Here is a 16,902-nt window from a genome sequence, read left to right as displayed (position 1 = left end):
AGGCACTTTCAATTACCGTAGGGCGGGTGAACTCCTGGACCTGGCAGTACGAGGCAGCGGACGGCTCGACCCTGGCGGGCACCGAACTGCCCCGCACCGGTTTCCCGAATCAGGCCGACGCGGAGAGCTGGGTCGGCGAGAGCTGGCACGACCTGCTCGCCGCCGGAGTCGAGCAGGTCACCCTGCTCAACTCCGGCGAGAAGGTCTACGGCCCGATGAGCCTGCGCCCCCTGGCCTGAGCCGGCTCAGACCCGCGGCTGTACCGGCGGACGGCCCTTCGGGGCCCGCCGGCTCGTCCACGTGGGGTCGGTGTTGACCGCGTCGCCCAGCGCCTCGTCGATCCGGGCCAGCAGCTCCGGCTCGAGCTTCACGCCGACCGCAGCCACGTTCTCCTTGACCTGCTCAGGCCGGGAGGCGCCGATGATGGCCGAGGCGACGTTCGGGTTCTGCAGCACCCAGGCCACCCCGAGCTGGGCCATGCTCAGGCCCGCCTCGTCGGCGACCGCCTTCAGCCCCTGGACCCGCTCGAGCACCTCGTCCTTCATCCAGCGGGAGATGAAGTCGGCGCCGCCCTTGGTGTCGGTGGCCCGCGAGCCCGCCGGGGGAGCCTGACCCGGCTGGTACTTCCCGGTCAGGATGCCCTGCGCCAGCGGGGAGAAGACGACCTGCGAGATACCCAGGTCCTGGCTGGCCGGGACCACCTCGGGCTCGATCACCCGCCACAGCATGGAGTACTCCGGCTGGTTGGAGATCAGGTGGATGCCCAGGTCGTCGGCCAGCACCCGACCGGCCCGGAGCTGGTCGGCCGTCCACTCGCTGACCCCGATGTACAGGGCCTTGCCCGAGCGCACCACGTCGGCGAAGGCCAGCATGGTCTCTTCCAGCGGCGTCTCGACGTCGAACCGGTGCGCCTGGTACACGTCCACGTAGTCGGTCCGCAGCCGGCGCAGCGACGCGTTGATCGACTCGGTGATGTGCTTGCGCGACAGGCCCGCGTCGTTCGCGCCCTTGGGCCCGGTGGCCCAGTAGACCTTGGTGAAGATCTCCAGGCTCTCGCGGCGCTCGCCGGCCAGGGCCTCGCCCAGGACCGACTCGGCGGCCCCGTTCGCGTAGCCGTCGGCCGTGTCGAAGGAGGTGATGCCCACGTCGAGCGCCGCCCGCACACACTGGGAGGCCACGTCGTTCTCCACCTGGAGCCCGTGCGTGATCCAGTTGCCGTAGGTCAGCTCACTGATTTTCAGGCCGCTACGGCCGAGATACCGATACTCCATGCGGGGACTCTATTGGGCACCCCCGACAATCTCGCCTCAGGAGGGCTTCTGGCCCCGGGCGACCATCGGCTTGGGCATGCGGCCACGGCGGAACTGCAGCGCGCGCATCATGCCGTAGGTGCCCGAGCCGGCCACGCCGGGCACGTTGCGGCCCTCGAACTTGGCGTCGACCGCGCGCTGCACACGACGCCGCAGCAGGTACGAGTCGACCGCGATGACCAGCACGAAGCCGTAGAGCAGGACCAGCGAGAACAACCGCAGGGCGGGCACGTTGACCACCCCGAGCAGCAGCGAGAACAGCGCGATCGGCAGGAAGTACTCGCCCAGGTTGCGGCGCGAGTCGATGTAGTCGCGGGCGAACCGGCGGGCCGGGCCCTTGTCCCGGGCGGGCAGGTAGCGGTCGTCGCCGTCGGCCATCGCCTGACGGGCCTTCACCCGCTCTTCCCGGGCGACCGCGTTGCGCGCCTGGCGGGCGGCCTTGCGCTCGGCCCGGGTGGCGCCCTTGGGGGCCGGCGGCGCGCCGATCAGCGGGCGCTTGTTGCGCGCCTGGGACTCACGCCGGGAGGGCGTGGGGCGCCCCTTGCCCCCGACCTTCACCGGGCGCTCGGCCTCGGTCTCCTGGGGGGCGGCGGTCGCTGCGGCCTTGTCACGTCCGAACACCACATCAGGGTAACCGCCGCGGACACGTGCTGTGCTCACCCACAGGTCACCGCCTGGTACCGATCAGGTCGCCCGGACCTCGCCCGGACCTCGCCCGGACGCCGCCCGAGCCTGCCTGAGACACCACCGAGACCGGCCTGAGCGCCCTTCGAACGGCAACGGAGCGGAATCGGAGCGGAACCGGCTGTGCGAAGAAGCGGACAAGGGCACCCCTGACGTGGGAGCGTTGTCCTGCGGTCATCGTGCTTCCGCAGCCCGCCGGGCGGGTAGGCAGCTGGGAGCACCACCCGGCCCTCAGGGGTCCGGGATGGGTGCACGGTGCGCCGTGCGTGAGGTAGCCGGTCGGGTCGATGAACAGGACCGGCGAATACGGAGTGGCAACGGAACGGCGCGTGGAGGGACCGCGTCGGCACCGGGCCTGTCCTCACGGGCATCAGCGTCAAACGACACGGCGTCGCACAACGGGGAGACCGCGTCCCGGCCTAGCCACGGCCGTAAGGGAACCGGTCGGCGGGTCCGAACCATTCGGTGACCCGACTCGTTGGAATTCACTGTGTCGTGCACTGTCCGTATCCGAGCAACAACAGCATTGGGGGGTCGAGATGCCGGTCATCCAGCGGCGTGCCCAGGACACCCGCTCTGCGCTGCTCCACGCGGCCCGGCAGGTGTTCGCCGACGTGGGTTACAGCGACGCGAGCGTTGCCGAGGTGGTGTCGCGGGCCGGGTCCAGCGTGGGCAGCATGTACCACCACTTCGGTGGTAAGGCCGATCTGTACACCGCGCTCTACGACGGTTTCCAGACCAGGCAGGACGCCCGCGCCGACGGTGCGGTGCGGGAGGCCATGGCCGAGGGCGAGTGGGATCCGGTCCGGCTCACCGCCGCCGGCTCCCGGGCGTTCCTCCAGGGCGCCTGGGCCGAGCGGGACCTGGCCCGGTTGTTCCTGACCGGCGACGGCCCGCCCGGGTTCGACCAGGTGCTGCGCGACGGCTTCACCGGCTGGGCGCAGCGTAGCGGGACGAGTCTGCGCACGGCCGACGGCCGTCCGCTGAACCACGCCCACCTGCTGGTCATCGGGTCGGTCATCGCGGCCGGGGCCCGGGAGGTCACCAACCAGCCCGACTCGCTCGCCGCCGCGGCCTTCACCGAGGACGTGGTGGGCATGCTGGACCGGCTCTGCCGGCCCGGGGCCGAACGCGAGCGGGACCTGGCCGAACAGCCCAGCTAGGTAGGCAGTAGGCAGGCAGTACGCACAAAGCGGCGACGGTGTTTCGCGCCACACCGTCGCTGCTGGATAGTTTTCGGACCATGAGTCAGCACAGTCGTACCCCCGATGTCGAAGCCCTCCGCCTGCGCCTGTCCGAGCTGATGCCCGGGGTGCGGGCCGATCTGGAGCGGCTCGTCCGGATCCCCAGCGTCTCCGCCGACGCCTTCGACCAGTCCACGCTGGAAGTCAGCGCCGAGGCGGTCGCCGAACTGCTGCGCGGAGCCGGGATCGACGACGTCGAGATCCTCCGGGTCGAAGGAGGACGCCCGGCCGTGGTCGGCCGGCGTCCCGGTCCCGAGGGCGCCCCCACCGTCATGCTCTACGCACACCACGACGTGCAGCCCCCAGGGGGCGAGCAGCACTGGCAGACCCCGGCATTCGAGCCTACGGAGCGCGACGGTCGCCTGTACGCGCGCGGTGCCGCCGACGACAAGGCCGGAGTGATGGCCCACGTCGCGGCGCTACGGCTGCTTGGCGACGAACTGGGAGTGGGCCTGGTCGTCTTCGTGGAGGGCGAGGAGGAGATCGGTTCCCCCACCTTCACCCCGTTCCTCAACGAGTACCGCGAGCGGCTGGCCGCCGACGTGATCGTGGTGGCCGACTCGGCGAACTGGAAGATCGGCGTGCCCGGCCTGACCACCACGCTGCGCGGTCTGGTCGACGGCACGATCACGGTGCGCACGCTCGGGCACGCGGTGCACTCGGGCATGTACGGCGGCCCGGTGCCGGACGCCATGATGGCCACCACCCGTCTGCTCAACTCCTTCTGGACCGAGGACGGCACGCTGGCGATCGCCGGGCTGAAGTCGGGCGAGAGCGACCCGCTCGACTACCCGGAGGCCGACTTCCGGGCCGACTCGGGGCTGCTCGAGGGGGTGGAGCTGATCGGGGCGGGGTCGCTGACCTCGCGGATCTGGACCCGTCCGGCGCTGAGCATCATCGGGATCGACGCACCCACCGTGGCGCAGGCCTCGAACACCCTGATCCCCGAGGTCCGGGTCAAGTTCTCGATGCGGATCGCGCCCGGTCAGGACCCGGCCGAGGCGTTCACCGCGATCGAGGCGCACGTGCGGGCCAACGCGCCGTTCGGCGCCCAGGTGCAGGTGGCGCAGGGGGAGGCCGGGCACGCGTTCCAGGCCGACGTCAGCGGGCCGGTCTACGACGTGGCCCGCTGGGCGATGGAACAGGCGTGGGGCACGGCGCCGGTGGGCATCGGGATCGGCGGCTCGATCCCGTTCATCGCCGACCTGCTCGAGGTCTACCCGAAGGCGACCGTGCTGCTCACCGGTGTGGAGGACCCGGACTCCCGGGCCCACGGCGCCAACGAGTCGCTGCACCTGGCCGAGTTCGAGCGGGCCTGCCTGGCCGAGGCGCTGATGCTGACCGCGCTCGGATCACCGACCCCGCCGAACTCAGAGAACTAGGGACGATCGAAGAGGGGACGCCTCATGCGTCCCCTCTTCGGGTCCAGCCCTCAGATACCGGGCAGTGCCAGCATCTGGTCGAGCGCCACCCGGGCCCAGTGGGCCACCTCCGGGTCGACCACGATCCGGTTGACCGGGCGCCCGGCCGCCAGCGACTCCAGGGACCAGACCAGGTGCGGCAGGTCGATCCGGTTCATCGTGGAGCAGAAGCAGACCGTGCGGTCGAGGTAGCTGATCTTCAGCTCCGGGTGCGCCTTGGCCAGGCGCCGCACCAGGTTCAGCTCGGTGCCGATCGCCCAGGCGCTGCCGGCCGGAGCCGACTCGATCGTGCGGATGATGTACTCGGTGGAGCCGACCTGGTCGGCCTGCGAGACCACCTCGTACTTGCACTCGGGGTGGACCAGCACGTTCACGTCCGGCACCCGGCGACGCACGGTCGCCACGTTGTCGGCGGTGAAACGGCCGTGCACCGAGCAGTGCCCCCGCCAGAGGATCATCCGGGCGTTCTTCAGCTGCTCGACGGTGAGCCCGCCCATCGGCTTGTGCGGGTTGTAGACCACGCAGTCGTCCGGCGAGAAACCCAGGTCCCGCACCGCGGTGTTGCGGCCCAGGTGCTGGTCGGGCAGGAAGAACACCTTGCCCCGGCCGGCCGGGCGCTGCTCGAAGGCCCAGTCCAGCGCCACCCGCGCGTTCGAGGAGGTGCACACCGTGCCGCCGTGCCGGCCGGTGAAGGCCTTGATCGCGGCCGAGGAGTTCATGTAGGTGATGGGCACCACGTCCTCGGCCACCCCGGCCTCGACCAGCGCGTCCCAGGCCTCCTCGACCTGCCCGATCGCGGCCATGTCGGCCATCGAGCAGCCCGCGGCCAGGTCCGGCAGCACGACCTGCTGGTGGCTCGCGGTCAGGATGTCGGCGCTCTCGGCCATGAAGTGCACGCCGCAGAACACGATGAACTCGGCGTCGGGGCGGTTGGCGGCGTCGCGGGCGAGCTTGAACGAGTCGCCGGTGACGTCGGCGAAGTCGATCACCTCGTCGCGCTGGTAGTGGTGGCCCAGCACGAAGGCGTTGCTGCCGAGCTTCTGGCGGGCGGCGTGGGCCCGGGCCACCAGGTCCGGGTCGGAGGCCACCGGCAGGTCTCCGGGGCACTCGACCCCGCGCTCGCTGCCCAGGTCCTGGGCCTGGCCCAGGAGCAGCAGGGCGGTGGGGGAGGAGGCCGGCTCGGCGAACGAGGACACGCCGGAAGGCCTGCTCTCGGGGAGGGACTCGACCGGTCCTTCGGTCCTCGTAGTCATTCGGTCATCATCCCATGACATGATTTCGCAGTGCGTGTGGTAATCGCCCCCGACAGCTTCTCCGGCACCCTCACCGCGCCGGCCGCGGCGCAGGCCCTGGCCGAGGGCTGGCAACGTCATGCACCCACCGATGACCTGGATCTTTGCCCGCTGTCGGACGGCGCGCAGGGATTCGTGGACGCGCTGGCGGCGGGGCTGCCCGGCCGTCTGGTCCCGGTCGAGGTCACCGGTCCGGCCGACGGCCCGGCGCTGGCCGTTATCTTCGTCACGCCTGGCGAAAGCGTGCAGAACACCGCATATCTCGAGGCGGCCCAGGCCTGCGGGCCGGAGCTGGTGCCGCCCGGTGGGCGCGACCCGGGCACGGCCACCAGCTTCGGGCTGGGCACCCTGATCGGCGCGGCGGTGCAGACCGGCGCCACCCGCATCGTGGTCGGCGTCGGGGGAGTGGTCACCAACGACGGCGGGGCCGGGATGCTGGCCGGCCTGGCCACCTCCCTGGGGCTGCCGGTACCCGAAGGGCTGCGGGCGGGCGGCCTGGCGCTCAAGGGCATTACGGCCGAGCGACTGACCTCCCTCAACCAGTTGCGCGAGCGCCTGAGCGGGGTCGAGCTGATCGCGGCCACCGACTCCGACGTGGTCCTGCTCGGCTTCAAGGGCGTCAGTGCGCTGCACGCCAAGGAGAAGGGGGCGAGCCCGCAACAGGCCCAGGAGCTCGACCTGGCCCTGGGCGACTTCGCCCGGGCGGCGGTGGACGCCCTCGGGCAGCCGCAGCGGCTGGTCGCCGAGGCCGGTTCCGGCGCCGGAGGGGGCCTGGCCTTCGGGCTGCTCCTGCTCGGCGCCACCCGGCAGATCGGCGCCGCCCTGGTCACCGAGGCGGTGGGCCTGGCCGAACGGCTCCAGGGAGCGGGCCTGGTGGTCACCGGTGAGGGCAGCCTGGACTGGCAGTCGCTGCGCGGGAAGGTGGTCACCGCGGTGGCCCGGCTGGCCCAGGAGGCCGCCGTACCCACGGTGGCGGTGGCCGGTCAGGTCCTGGTCGGGCGGCGCGAGCTGCTGTCGGTCGGCGTCGAGTCGGCCTACCCGGTGGCCCGTAACGCCGCCGAGGTGCAGGCCTCGCTGGCCGATCCGGCCGGGCGCCTGGCCGACCGGGCCCAGCGAGTGGCCCGCACCTGGTCGCCCCGCAGGTGACGTACGCTGAAGGCACGGATTCGTCGGCAGAACCGGGAATTACCCGGGCCTGATCGCTGCTGACCGGTACGCAGAACTGGCCGACCTGACCGTTCAACGAGCAGGAGATCTACGCATGACCGTCAACGAGACCGAGCAGAGCACCGTCGCGACCGAGGCGAAGCCGGCGCACGGCGTGCTGCTCACCGACGTCGCCACCAGCAAGGTGAAGAGCCTGCTCGAGCAGGAGGGCCGCGACGACCTGCGGCTGCGCATCGCAGTCCAGCCGGGTGGCTGCTCCGGTCTGATCTACGAGCTGTACTTCGACGAGCGCACGCTCGACGGTGACCTGGTCCGCGACTTCGACGGCGTCGGTGTCGTCGTCGACCGGATGAGCGCCCCGTACCTCGAGGGTGCCTCGATCGACTTCGCCGACACGATCGCGAAGCAGGGCTTCACCATCGACAACCCGAACGCCCAGGGCAGCTGCGCCTGTGGAGACAGCTTCCACTGATCCGCACCGCCTTCGAACAGGCCGCACCCACCGGGTGCGGCCTGTTCGGTTTTGTGGGCACTCGCGGGCGGTTGGTCGGTTCCCCGGAGCGCAGTCACCGGTAGGCTTCCCAGTCGTGCGTATCGCCGTTACCGGATCCATCGCGACCGACCACCTCATGACCTTCGACGGGCGTTTCGCCGACAGTCTGCTCAAGGAGCAGCTGGAGAAGGTCTCCCTCTCCTTCCTCGTCGGGGACCTGCAGATCCGGCGCGGTGGCGTCGGCTGCAACATCTCCTTCGGCCTGGGCAACCTCGGGCTGCGGCCGCTGCTGGTGGGCTCGGCCGGTGAGGACTTCGCCGAGTACCGGTCCTGGCTGGAGCGGCACAACGTGGACTGCTCCGGAGTGCGGATCTCGCAGACCCTGCACACCGCCCGGTTCATCTGCACCACCGACTCCGAGCAGGCCCAGATCGCCTCCTTCTACCCGGGGGCGATGTCCGAGGCCAGCCAGATCGAGCTCGGCCCGCTGTCCGCCGAGGGCCCGCTCGACCTGGTCGTGGTCAGCCCCAACGACCCCGAGGCGATGCTCCGGCACACCGAGGAGTGCCGCTCGCGCGGCATCCCGTTCGCGGCCGACCCCTCCCAGCAGCTGGCCTGGGCCGACGGCCCGCTGATCCGCCAGTACATCGACGGCGCGACCTACCTGTTCAGCAACGACTACGAGGCCGGGCTGATCGAGTCCAAGACCGGCTGGAGCGCCGAGGAGATCCTCGGCCGGGTCGGCATGCGGGTCACCACGCACGGCGAGAAGGGCGTGTTCATCGAGGTCAAGGGCGAGGAGACGATCCACGTGCCGATCGTCCCGGCCACCCGCCTGGCCGACCCGACGGGTATCGGCGACGCCTTCCGGGCCGGCTTCCTGGCCGGTATCGCCTGGGGCCTCAGCCCCGAGCGCAGCGCCCAGGTCGGGGCCACGCTGGCCACGCTGGTGCTGGAGACGGTCGGGCCGCAGGAGTACAACCTGTCCCGGGCCGGTTTCGTCGAGCGCTTCACCTCCGTCTACGGCGAGGCCGCGGCGGCCGAACTGGAGCCGCACCTCGTCACCTTCCGCCCGTAGCGCCGAGGGCCAGTGCGAGACGGCGTGCGGGGAGAAGACGAGCGGCACCGGCGGGACGAGGCGGGCTTCGGAGGGTCGACCGGAATGACTGCGCAACCGGTGGAGCCGCTGGCCAGCCGGTACGCCTTCGACCTGTCGGTGGCCGTGCCGGGTGAGGACCTGATCGGGGTGGGCGCCGACCTGGAACCCGGCACGCTGCTGGCCGGCTACCGCTCGGCGGTCTTCCCGATGGGCCTCGGCCGGCACGGCCGGGGCCCGCTCGGCTGGTGGTCGCCCGATCCGCGCGGCGTCCTGCCGCTGGGCGGGCTCAAGGTCAGCCGCTCGCTCCGCAAGGCCCTGAACACCTTCGAGGTCCGGGTGGACACGGCGTTCGAGGAGGTCCTGGCCGGTTGCGCGGACGTGCGCCGGCCAGGTCGCTGGATCACCCCGCGGATCGCCGAGGCCTACCGTCGGCTGCACGACCTGGGGTGGGCACACTCGGTCGAGTGCTGGCGCGACGGCCGGCTCGCGGGCGGCCTGTACGGCGTGGGTATCGGCGGTCTGTTCGCGGGGGAGTCGATGTTCCACCGCGAGACCGACGCCTCGAAGGTCGCGCTGGTGGCTCTGGTCCGGATGCTGATGGAAGACGGTGACGAGCGCCGGCTGCTCGATGTGCAGTGGCGTACAGACCACCTGGCCAGCCTCGGGGTGGTGGAGATCGGCCGTCAGGAGTACCGCGCCCGCCTGGAAGAAGCGCTGCTCCTACCCCGCCCGGCCGTGTTCAGTCGCCCGGTCTGACCCGTACCTCGCTGCGCAGGAAACGACCGGTCTCGTCGATCGTCCATTCCTGATCGACCACCTCCGCGCCGCGCAGCCGGCACCAGGCCGCGATGTCCGGCTCGGCCGCCGGATCAGTACTCAGCACGGTGACCACACTGCCCGGCACGGCCAGCTTCGCGGCGGCGGCCAGGCGGATGATCGGCAGGGGGCACCGCAGTCCCCGAGCGTCCACGACCGACTGACCACCATCGTCCATTGGTGGAAAGCTACAGATCCTCGGCGCCCAGCAGCGAACGCACCTGGGCCACCGCCTCGGGAAGGGCGGCGCAGAAGCGCTCCACGGCCTCGGGCCGTACGTCCACCGGCAGCCCCACGCGCACGTTCCCGTGGGTGAGTACGCCCATGGCGGCCAGTACGTGACTGGGTTCCAGGGTGGACGCCGTGCAGGCCGACCCGGAACCCACCGCGAACCCCCGACGGTCCAGGTCGTTCACGATTGCTTCGCCGTCCACGTACAGGCTGGAGAAAGTGACCAGGTGGGGCAGTCGCTCGTCCGGGTCGCCCACCACCTCGGTGTCGGGGACCGCGGCCGCCGCCGCCCGGATCCGGTCGGTGAGCTCACGCCGCACCCGGCTCAGTTCGGCCCGCTGCGCGGTGACCGCCCGCAGCACGACCGCCGCGGCCAGCGCACTCGGAACCGAGACCGAGCCGGGGACCTTCTCGGTTCCCTCGTCGGCGGGATAGGGCGAGAGCCAGCGGGTGTTGGCGCGGATCGCCAGCACCCCCAGCCCGTCCGGCGCGCCCCAGGATCGCGGGTCGGCCGTCAGCAGGTCCCAGTTCGGATCTATGGACGTGTGTCCGGCCGCGGCCGCTGCATCGACCAGTAAGGGGACACCGGCCTTCTTGGTCGCCTCGGCCGCCGCACCCACCGGCTGCAGCGTGCCCACCTCACCGTTCGCCGCCTGGAGACAGGCCAGCGCGACACCTTCGCCCGACACGGCCTCGCCGAAGGCCGGCAGTTCGACACGCCCGAGCCGGTCGACCGGAATCAGGACGGGCTCGCCGGAGAACTCGGCGGCGTGCAGGACCGCGGAGTGCTCGACCGCCGACATCACCACCCGGCGCCCCACCCGGCGCCGGGCGTGCAGGGTGCCCAGCACGGCTGCGTGCACGGCCTCGGTGTGGGAGCCGGTGAACACCAGCTCCTCGGTGCGGGCGCCCAGGTCAGCGGCGATCGACTCGCGCGCGCCCTCGAGCAGGAGACGGGCCGAACGCCCTTCCCGGTGCAGCCGGCGCGGGTCCGCCCAACCCTCCGCGACCGCTGTGTGCCAGGCTTCCCGTCCGGACGGGTGAAGCGGTGCGACAGTGGATGCGTCCAGATAAGTCCGTTGCGCCCGTACTCCTTCCGGGTGAGGAACGCCTGGTCGAGCCGGGGGACCGTAAGTCATCCCCGCAGTGTCTCTCGTCCCTGGCACGCCACGCCGATACCAAGTCCGACCCATCGCGGGCGCTGTCGGAGGCACCCGCTACCCTGCTCACGAACGAGAAATCGGGAGCATGAAAATTCAGCAAAAGCACTCGGGGTCACAGGCGATGACCGGGCACCGGGACGAGACCGTGGGAAGGCCGCCGTTGCGTTCGCACGAGGGGTTTGGCAAGGCGCGTCGGCGCGCCCGTGCAGTTGCCGTGGGTTTGGCCGGCGCTGCTCTACTGACTTTGTCCGGCTGCACCGATGCGGTGCAGCGAGGGTGGTTCCCCGAAGACAGCGTGGGGGCCACCGACCACACCGAGCGGATCAGCGATCTGTGGCGTGGTTCCTGGATCGCCGCACTGATCGTCGGTGCGATCGTCTGGGGCCTGGTGATCTGGTGCATGATCGCGTACCGGCGCCGTAAGGGCGAGACCGGTGTGCCCGCGCAGATCCGCTACCACCTCCCGCTGGAGGTCATGTACACGGTCATCCCGGTCATGATGATCGCGGTGCTCTTCGGGTACACGGCCCGTGACCAGTCGGAGATCCTCGACACCAGCGAGAAGCCCGACGTCACCATCGGCGTCGTGGGCAAGCAGTGGTCGTGGGACTTCAACTACAAGGACAGCGACGTCTACGAGTCCGGCGTGATGGGCCAGCTCGACGGCAACGAGGGCGCGGAGGCCGAGCTGCCGACGCTGTACCTGCCGGTCGGCAAGCGCGTCCAGTTCGACCTCACCTCACGCGACGTCATCCACTCGTTCTGGATCCCCGCCTTCCTGATGAAGATGGACATGATCCCCGGGATCGAGAACAAGTTCCAGGTCACCCCGGCCGTCGAGGGCAGCTTCAAGGGCAAGTGCGCGGAGCTGTGCGGCGAGTACCACTCCGAGATGCTGTTCAACGTCGAGGTGGTCAGCCAGGCCGAGTACGACCAGCACATGGCCGACCTCGAGGCGCGCGGCCAGACCGGTCAGCTCGAGACCGAGCTCGGCCGTAGCGAGATGGCCCCGGAGAGCTCGGACGCCGAGGAGGCGGGCAACAGCGACGCCCAGTCCTTCTCGACCGAATCGAAGACGGCAGAGGTCCAGCGATGACAGCTACGTTCAACGTCGGGGAGCCGGAGTACGTCGCCCGGCCCGTGCCGGCCGTCAAGGGCCGCACCGTGGTCAAGTGGCTGACCAGCACCGACCACAAGGTGATCGGGAATCTCTACCTGATCTCGTCCTTCATGTTCTTCCTGCTCGGTGGCCTGATGGCGGTGCTGATCCGCCTCGAGCTGTTCACCCCGGGCATGCAGATCGCCAGCACGAAAGAGCAGTACAACCAGCTCTTCACGATGCACGGCACGATCATGCTCCTGATGTTCGCGACGCCGCTGTTCGCCGGTTTCGCCAACGCGATCATGCCGCTGCAGATCGGCGCGCCCGACGTGGCGTTCCCGCGGCTGAACATGCTGTCGTACTGGCTCTACCTGTTCGGCAGCCTGATCGCGGTCTCCGGCTTCCTCACCCCGCAGGGTGCGGCCTCGTTCGGCTGGTTCGCCTACGCGCCGCTGTCCAACTCGGTGTACTCGCCGGGGCTCGGCGGTGACCTGTGGGTGTTCGGCCTGGCGCTGAGCGGTCTGGGCACCATCCTCGGTGCGGTCAACTTCATCACCACCATCATCTGCATGCGTGCCCCCGGCATGACCATGTTCCGGATGGGCCTGTTCACCTGGAACGTGCTGATCACCTCGATCCTGGTGATCATGGCCTTCCCGCCGCTGGCCGCGGCGCTGATGGCGCTGGGCGCCGACCGGCGGTTCGGGGCAACGATCTTCGACCCGGAGAACGGCGGGGCGCTGCTGTGGCAGCACCTGTTCTGGTTCTTCGGTCACCCCGAGGTCTACATCATCGCCCTGCCGTTCTTCGGCATCATCAGCGAGATCCTGCCGGTCTTCAGCCGCAAGCCGATCTTCGGTTACAAGACGCTGGTGTTCGCCACCATCGCCATCGCCGCCCTGTCGGTGTCGGTGTGGGCCCACCACATGTACGTCACCGGTCAGGTCGCGCTGCCGTTCTTCGCCTTCATGACGATGCTGATCGCGGTGCCCACCGGGGTGAAGTTCTTCAACTGGGTCGGCACCATGTGGGGCGGGTCGATCACCTTCGAGGCCCCGATGGTCTGGGCCATCGGCTTCCTGGTGACCTTCCTCTTCGGTGGTCTCACCGGCATCATCCTGAGCTCCCCGCCGCTGGACTTCCAGCTGTCCGACTCCTACTTCGTGGTGGCGCACTTCCACTACGTGGTGTTCGGGACCGTGGTGTTCGCGATGTACGGCGGATTCTACTTCTGGTGGCCCAAGCTCACCGGCCGGATGCTCGACGACCGGCTCGGCCAGGTGCACTTCTGGCTGACCTTCATCGGCTTCCACGGCACCTTCCTGATCCAGCACTGGCTGGGGGTCGAGGGCATGCCCCGCCGTTACGCCGACTACCTGCCGGAAGACGGCTTCACGCTCTACAACCAGATCTCCACGGTGTTCTCGGTGATCCTGGCGCTCTCGGTGGTCCCGTTCGCCTGGAACGTCTACAAGACCTGGAAGAGCGCGCCGCTGATCACGGTGGACGACCCCTGGGGCTTCGCCAACACCCTGGAGTGGGCCACGTCCTGCCCGCCGCCGCGGCACAACTTCAACTCGCTGCCCCGGATCCGGTCCGAGCGCCCGGCGCTCGACCTGCACCACCCGGAGATCGCGGCAGCCGATCACCCCACGCCGGACAAGGGTCTCCTCCAGAAGATCTACGGCGAGGGTGACGTCCACGAACGCGGTCCGGGCCTGAACGCCCCGGACGAGCCCGGTAACGGCTCCGGTAACCAGGGGGTGCAGAAGTGAAGGTAGAGAGCTGGATCTTCATCGGCGGGACGCCTCTGTTCTTCGCCTTCGGCATCGTCTACGGCGTGGTCACCGACTGGAACGAGTGGGTCGGCACGTCCTGCCTGTTCCTCACCGGCGGCCTGTCGGTCATGATCGGTGCGTACCTGGCCTACACGGCCCGGCACATCGACGCCCGCCCGGAGGACAACCCCTACGGTGAGATCGCCGAGGGCGCCGGCGAGCTCGGTGAGTTCGCGCCGCACTCGTGGTGGCCGCTGGCCGTCTCGGCCGCCGCTGCCGTGATCTTCGCCGGTCTGGCGGTCGGCTTCTGGCTGGTCGCGATGGGTGTCCTGATGCTCGGCATCGGCCTCGTCGGCTGGGTCTACGAGTTCTACCGGGGCGAGCACGCCCACTGATCCACCCGCACCACTCGGCGCCCACGGTCCCCGGACCGTGGGCGCCGTCGTTTTGCCCGGCCCGAGTGGGCCGAGCGGGACGAGCAGGCCCGGGAGTGGGCCGTCTGGGTGGTCCCGGCGGGTCCAGGGTGCGCTCAGCAGACCGATAGGGGAGGAATGCTTGAGAGATCCATGATGTTTCAGGTGGTTCTCAAGTGCGGCCGATACACTCCCTTAAGCGAAACATTGCAACCGATGCCCGCCTTCGACGCGTCTTAGGGGCGTCGCTGCATGAACGGGTGCAGTCGGAATCTGTCTGAATCAGGTGGGTAGAAGTGATGAGTCGTGTCGTCGGCGCAAGAAGGACGCGCAGAGCCGGGGTGGTGGCCGCGGCCCTGGCCGCGCTGATCGCCCTGGCCGGGTGCCAGTCCGGCGATTCCGACAGTGCCGGACCGGGTGGCGCGGGCGGCTCCGGGGGCTCGCAGAACCAGGTCGAGGAGACGCCGGCGGCGGCCCCGGCCGCGGTGACGATCACGCCGGGCGACGGCACGAAGAAGGTCAAGCTTGCCAAGAAGATCAAGGTGGCGGTCGAGGACGGCACGATCTCCGAGGTCAACGTCTCCACCGCGACCGGCAAGAAGGTCAAGGGCAAGCTAAACGAGGACCAGACCGAGTGGACCAGCAAGACCGCGCTGAAGGCCGCGATGGGCTACACGGTCCAGGTCAAGGCCTCGAACGCGGACGGGGTGGCCACCGAGGAGCGGTCCTCCTTCTCCACCCTGACCCCCGAGGGCACGGTCTCCGCCTACGTGGTGCCCGGTGACGGCTGGACCGTCGGCGTGGGCATGCCGGTCGTGGTCGAGCTGTCCCAGTCGGTCAGCGAGAGCAGGCGGGCGGGCGTCGAAGAGGCCCTCGAGGTCGACACCGGCGACGACAAGGTCGAGGGCGCCTGGCAGTGGATGAGCGGCACCCAGGTGTGGTGGCGCCCGGCGAAGTACTGGGAGCCCGGCACCGACGTGAAGGTGACCGCCGACCTGGCCGGGGTCGAGGTGGCCAAGGGCGTCTACGGCAAGAAGCAGAAGTCGCAGTCCGACTTCACCATCGGCGACGAGATGATCAGCACCGTCGACGTGGCCGGTCACAAGATGACGGTCCGCAAGAACGGCAAGGTCGTCCGCACCATCCCGGTGACCACGGGGAAGGCCTCGATGGCCACCCGCAACGGGATCAAGGTGATCATGAGCCGCGAGACGTCGCACCGGATGCGTTCTTCCACGATCGGGATCGAGAAGGGCGACGCCGACTACTACGACATCGAGGCGAAGTACGCGATGCGCCTCACCTACAGCGGCGAGTTCATCCACGCCGCGCCCTGGTCGGCCGGTCAGCAGGGCAGCGCGAACGTCAGCCACGGCTGCACGGGCATGACCACCGAGGCGGCCAAGTGGCTGTTCGACCACTCCAAGGTCGGTGACGTGGTGGTCTACGAGAACAGCGACCGCAAGCTGGAGTGGGGCAACGGGTACACCGTCTGGAACGAGTCGTTCGCGGACTGGAAGGCCTGATCCGCCTCTTGAAGCGAGAAGAGCCCCTGGTCCACGGACCAGGGGCTCTTTCGTTCACCCGGGCCCGCACCAATAGGTGCGGGTCCAGCGTTCGCCGGTTCGGACGTCTTAAAGCAGGAAATCAGGCGTTGGTGGCGGCGACCCAGCGCTCGAGCACGTCGGCCGCGGCGCCGCTGTCGATCGACTGGGTGGCCTTCTGCACACCCTCGCTGATCTGCTTGACCAGGTCACCGTCGCCGTTGCCGGCAGCGGCCAGCGCGGCCCCCGCGTTGAGCACCACCGCATCACGCACCGGACCCGGCTCGCCGGCCAGCAGCGAGCGCACCACGTCGGCGTTGTGCTGCGGGTCGCCACCGCGCAGATCTTCCAGCGTGGCCCGGGGGAGACCGAGATCGGCCGGATCGAACAGGGTCTCGTCGACCTGGCCGTCGCGCACCTGCCAGACCCGCGAGGGGCCGGTGGTGGAGAGCTCGTCCAGGCCGTCCTCGCCCCGGAAGACCAGCGCCGAGTCGCCCCGTTCGGCCAGCACCCCGGCCATGATCGGGGCCATCCGCAGGTTGGCGCAGCCGATCGCCGAGATGCCGGGCTGGGCCGGGTTGGTCAGCGGCCCGAGGAAGTTGAACGCCGTGGGCACCTTGAGCTCGGCCCGGGTGGGACCGGCGAAACGCAGCGCGGGGTGGAACTTCATGGCGAACAGGAAGGTGATCCCGACCTCGCCCGCCACCTCGACCACCCGCTCGGTGGGCAGGTCCAGACGCAGCCCCAGGGCCTCCAGCACGTCGGCGGCGCCGGAGGAGGAGGACGCGGCCCGGTTGCCGTGCTTGATCACCCGGACCCCGGCGCCGGCCGCGACCAGCGAGGACATGGTCGAGATGTTCACCGTCTTGTGCATGTCGCCACCGGTGCCGACGATGTCCACGGCCGGGCCCGGGATCTCGATCCGGACCGCGTGCCGGAGCATGACCTCGACCAGCCCGGCGAGCTCCTGCACCGTCTCACCCTTGGCCCGCAGGGCGACCAGGAAGGCGGCCAGCTGGACCGGGTTCGAGCGGTCGGTCATGACCTGCTCCATCGCCCACTCGGTGTCCTCCCGGGAGAGGTCCTGCCCCGAGATGAGGGCGGTGATCAGGTGCGGCCAGGTCAGGCCGGCGGTGGTCGACATC

The 16,902-nt window shown here is 70.0% G+C and carries 17 protein-coding genes; 11 read left to right on the top strand and 6 right to left on the bottom strand.

Translation table 11 applies throughout. The annotated features are described in order from the left end of the window. The first annotated feature begins 26 nt into the window (after positions 1-26). Positions 27-239, top strand: coding sequence for a hypothetical protein (locus QSK18_RS28000; RefSeq protein WP_232812883.1), 213 nt, complete (start codon positions 27-29; stop codon positions 237-239). Between the two features lie 6 nt (positions 240-245). On the opposite strand, the gene QSK18_RS27995 is transcribed toward QSK18_RS28000, so the two are convergent. Further along, entirely contained in the window at positions 246-1,271 is a 1,026-nt protein-coding gene (locus QSK18_RS27995; protein ID WP_232812884.1) for an aldo/keto reductase family protein, read from the bottom strand. Between the two features lie 36 nt (positions 1,272-1,307). After that, complete coding sequence (locus tag QSK18_RS27990; RefSeq protein ID WP_232812885.1) at positions 1,308-1,931, bottom strand: DUF3043 domain-containing protein; 624 nt, start codon at positions 1,929-1,931, stop codon at positions 1,308-1,310. A gap of 602 nt (positions 1,932-2,533) precedes the next feature. On the opposite strand from QSK18_RS27990, the gene QSK18_RS27985 reads away from it, so the two are divergent. Both QSK18_RS27985 and QSK18_RS27980 read left to right on the top strand, forming a co-directional pair. Then, positions 2,534-3,157 carry a TetR/AcrR family transcriptional regulator gene (locus QSK18_RS27985; RefSeq protein ID WP_232812886.1) on the top strand — a complete coding sequence of 208 codons (624 nt, stop codon included), beginning with the start codon at positions 2,534-2,536 and terminating at the stop codon, positions 3,155-3,157. 80 nt (positions 3,158-3,237) lie between these two features. After that, entirely contained in the window at positions 3,238-4,620 is a 1,383-nt protein-coding gene (locus QSK18_RS27980; RefSeq protein ID WP_285625140.1) for a dipeptidase, read from the top strand. Between the two features lie 50 nt (positions 4,621-4,670). Here the strand turns inward: QSK18_RS27980 and nadA are convergent, their stop codons facing one another. Next, the gene (nadA, locus tag QSK18_RS27975) at positions 4,671-5,912 is read right to left on the bottom strand and encodes a quinolinate synthase NadA (protein ID WP_285625137.1); all 1,242 of its coding nucleotides are present in this window, start codon (positions 5,910-5,912) and stop codon (positions 4,671-4,673) included. 30 nt (positions 5,913-5,942) lie between these two features. Here nadA and QSK18_RS27970 point away from each other — a divergent pair, with 30 nt between their 5' ends. The 4 genes from QSK18_RS27970 to aat all read left to right on the top strand — a co-directional run bounded on the left by QSK18_RS27970 (position 5,943) and on the right by aat (position 9,466). Beyond that, positions 5,943-7,097 carry a glycerate kinase family protein gene (locus QSK18_RS27970; protein ID WP_232812889.1) on the top strand — a complete coding sequence of 385 codons (1,155 nt, stop codon included), beginning with the start codon at positions 5,943-5,945 and terminating at the stop codon, positions 7,095-7,097. 115 nt (positions 7,098-7,212) lie between these two features. After that, complete coding sequence (locus QSK18_RS27965) at positions 7,213-7,590, top strand: HesB/IscA family protein (protein ID WP_232812890.1); 378 nt, start codon at positions 7,213-7,215, stop codon at positions 7,588-7,590. Between the two features lie 115 nt (positions 7,591-7,705). After that, on the top strand, positions 7,706-8,689 hold the full coding sequence (locus QSK18_RS27960) for a carbohydrate kinase family protein (protein WP_232812891.1): 984 nt from the start codon (positions 7,706-7,708) through the stop codon (positions 8,687-8,689). A gap of 84 nt (positions 8,690-8,773) precedes the next feature. Next, complete coding sequence (aat, locus tag QSK18_RS27955) at positions 8,774-9,466, top strand: leucyl/phenylalanyl-tRNA--protein transferase (protein ID WP_232812892.1); 693 nt, start codon at positions 8,774-8,776, stop codon at positions 9,464-9,466. Here the strand turns inward: aat and QSK18_RS27950 are convergent. Continuing rightward, a complete protein-coding gene (locus QSK18_RS27950; protein ID WP_232812893.1) occupies positions 9,450-9,704 on the bottom strand; it encodes a sulfurtransferase TusA family protein in 255 nt (84 codons plus the stop codon). The genes aat and QSK18_RS27950 overlap by 17 nt on opposite strands. A gap of 10 nt (positions 9,705-9,714) precedes the next feature. Continuing rightward, positions 9,715-10,896 carry a cysteine desulfurase family protein gene (locus QSK18_RS27945; protein ID WP_232812894.1) on the bottom strand — a complete coding sequence of 394 codons (1,182 nt, stop codon included), beginning with the start codon at positions 10,894-10,896 and terminating at the stop codon, positions 9,715-9,717. Between the two features lie 145 nt (positions 10,897-11,041). Here QSK18_RS27945 and ctaC point away from each other — a divergent pair, with 145 nt between their 5' ends. The 4 genes from ctaC (at position 11,042) to QSK18_RS27925 (ending at position 15,739) form a co-directional block, all read left to right on the top strand. Further along, complete coding sequence (gene ctaC, locus QSK18_RS27940; RefSeq protein ID WP_456298977.1) at positions 11,042-12,016, top strand: aa3-type cytochrome oxidase subunit II; 975 nt, start codon at positions 11,042-11,044, stop codon at positions 12,014-12,016. Further along, positions 12,013-13,797, top strand: coding sequence for an aa3-type cytochrome oxidase subunit I (gene ctaD / locus QSK18_RS27935; RefSeq protein ID WP_232812896.1), 1,785 nt, complete (start codon positions 12,013-12,015; stop codon positions 13,795-13,797). Before ctaC ends, ctaD begins: the two co-directional genes overlap by 4 nt. After that, positions 13,794-14,195, top strand: a complete 402-nt coding sequence (locus QSK18_RS27930) for a cytochrome c oxidase subunit 4 (protein WP_232812897.1) — start codon at positions 13,794-13,796, stop codon at positions 14,193-14,195. The genes ctaD and QSK18_RS27930 overlap by 4 nt, the downstream gene beginning before the upstream one ends. Positions 14,196-14,512: 317 nt before the next feature. After that, positions 14,513-15,739 carry a L,D-transpeptidase gene (locus tag QSK18_RS27925; protein ID WP_232812898.1) on the top strand — a complete coding sequence of 409 codons (1,227 nt, stop codon included), beginning with the start codon at positions 14,513-14,515 and terminating at the stop codon, positions 15,737-15,739. A 121-nt stretch (positions 15,740-15,860) separates the two neighbouring features. Here the strand turns inward: QSK18_RS27925 and trpD are convergent, their stop codons facing one another. Beyond that, complete coding sequence (gene trpD, locus QSK18_RS27920) at positions 15,861-16,901, bottom strand: anthranilate phosphoribosyltransferase (protein WP_232812899.1); 1,041 nt, start codon at positions 16,899-16,901, stop codon at positions 15,861-15,863. Between the last annotated feature and the right edge of the window lies 1 nt (position 16,902).

The organism is Kineosporia sp. NBRC 101677, assembly GCF_030269265.1.
Lineage (GTDB): Bacteria > Actinomycetota > Actinomycetes > Actinomycetales > Kineosporiaceae > Kineosporia > Kineosporia rhizophila.
The sequence above is the reverse complement of the archived record's forward strand: the minus strand, read 5'-3'. Positions and strand labels throughout refer to the sequence as shown.